2 protein-coding genes are annotated in these 1,666 nt (G+C 69.6%); one reads left to right on the top strand and one right to left on the bottom strand.

Features of this window, described 5'->3' with window-relative positions; genetic code table 11:
- Positions 1–543 (top strand): sensor histidine kinase (locus VF697_RS38320; protein ID WP_331102935.1); only part of this gene is annotated, 543 nt, incomplete at its 5' end.
- Positions 544–546: 3 nt separating this feature from the next.
- Here the strand turns inward: VF697_RS38320 and VF697_RS38315 are convergent.
- The coding region (locus VF697_RS38315; RefSeq protein WP_331102933.1) for a sensor histidine kinase at positions 547–1,666 on the bottom strand (1,120 nt) is incomplete at its 5' end.

Raw genomic sequence — 1,666 nt, 5'->3', positions numbered from 1 at the left:
GAGGACGCGAGGGTGGGGCTGGGGATCGTCGCGCGGCGCAGCGAGGCACTGGGGCGCTTCATGTCCGCGTATGCGCGGCTGGCGCGCCTGCCCCCGCCGAAGCTCGCGCCCGTGGAGGTGGAGCCCTGGTTGCAGCGGGTGGCCGCGCTGGAGACGCGGCTGCCGGTGGAGGTGCGCCCGGGGCCCATGCTCACGGTGAGCGCGGACAGCGATCAGCTCGAGCAGCTCCTCATCAACCTGGTGCGCAACGCGGTGGACGCGGCGCGGGAGCGCCAGGGCAGGGTGTGGCTGTCATGGACCGTGGCCTCGCCGGACGCGGTGGAGGTGTGGGTGGAGGACGAGGGCCCGGGCCTGGCGGACACGGCCAACCTCTTCGTGCCCTTCTTCACGACGAAGCCGGAGGGCAGTGGCATCGGGCTGGCGCTCAGCCGGCAGATCGCCGAGGCCCACGGCGGCAGTCTGCGCCTGGAGAACCGTATGGAGGGCCCCGGGTGCCGCGCGCGGCTGCGGCTGCCGTTGAATGGGGCCGGAGTCCGGCGCTGAGGCTCACTGCCCGGTGGGCAGGCGGAGGATGAAGGTGCTGCCCTTGCCGGGCTCGCTCTGCACGTCGATGCGGCCCTTGTGCCGGGTGATGATGCCGTAGCTGACGGACAGCCCCAGCCCCGTGCCCTGGCCGCGCGGCTTGGTGGTGAAGAAGGGCGTGAAGAGCTTGGAGATCGTCTCTGGCGTCATGCCCTTGCCCGTGTCGGCGATCTCCACCACCACGTCGTTGCCCTCGTGCCGGGTGCGGATGCGGATCTCCCCGCGCGTCTCGATGGCCTGCGCCGCGTTGACGAGCAGGTTGGTGAAGACCTGGGCGAGCTGGGTGGGGTGGAAGCTGATGGGCGGCAGCGGCCCGAAGTCGCGCTTCACCTCGCATTTGTACTTCAGCTCGTTCCACACCATCTTCAGCGTGGAGGACAGCTCCGCGTTCACGTCCACGAGCTGCGGCGCGCCCGAGTCCTCGCGGGCGAACGAGCGCAGGCCCTGGGCGATCTCCTGGATGCGCCGGGTGCCCGCCTGCGACTCCTGGATCATCTCCGGCATGTCCCCGAGGATGAAGTCCAGGTCGCCCTGCTTCCACAGCTCGCGCATGCGAGCGAACAGCTCCTCGCGAGCGCCCTCGGTCCCCGGCTCCTGGCCGTCCAGCAGCTCGCGCTGGAGCTGGAGCAGCGGGGTGAGCACGGAGATGTACTCGTCGAGCGTGCCCAGGTTGCTCATCACGTAGCTGACCGGGTTGTTGATCTCATGGGCGACGCCGGCCGCCATCTGTCCCAGCGAGGCCATCTTCTCGGCCTGGATGAGCTGGGCCTGCTGATCCTCCAGCTCCAGCGTGGCCATGCGGAGCTTCTCGGTGCGGGTGCGCACCAGCTCCTCCAGGCTGTCGCGGTTGCGCCGCAGCTCCTCTTCCTTCTGACGCAGGCGCTCCTCGGTCTGCTTGAGCGCGGTGATGTTGCGCACGAGCGCCACCGCCTCGTTGAAGCCACTCCGGTAGATGCGGGCCTCGTAGTGCTGGAGCCCCTGCGGCATCTCCAACGTGTAGTCGAAGACCTGCAAGGTGCCCTGCTGGATGGCGCGCCCGATGTGCAGGAGGATCTTCTCGATGAGGGGCTGCGGCATCGGCGAC

This window comes from Archangium sp. (assembly GCF_036388035.1).
In the GTDB taxonomy this organism is placed as follows: Bacteria; Myxococcota; Myxococcia; order Myxococcales; family Myxococcaceae; genus Archangium.
Note: the sequence above shows the minus strand (reverse complement) of the source record. Positions and strands in the feature narration are given on the sequence as shown.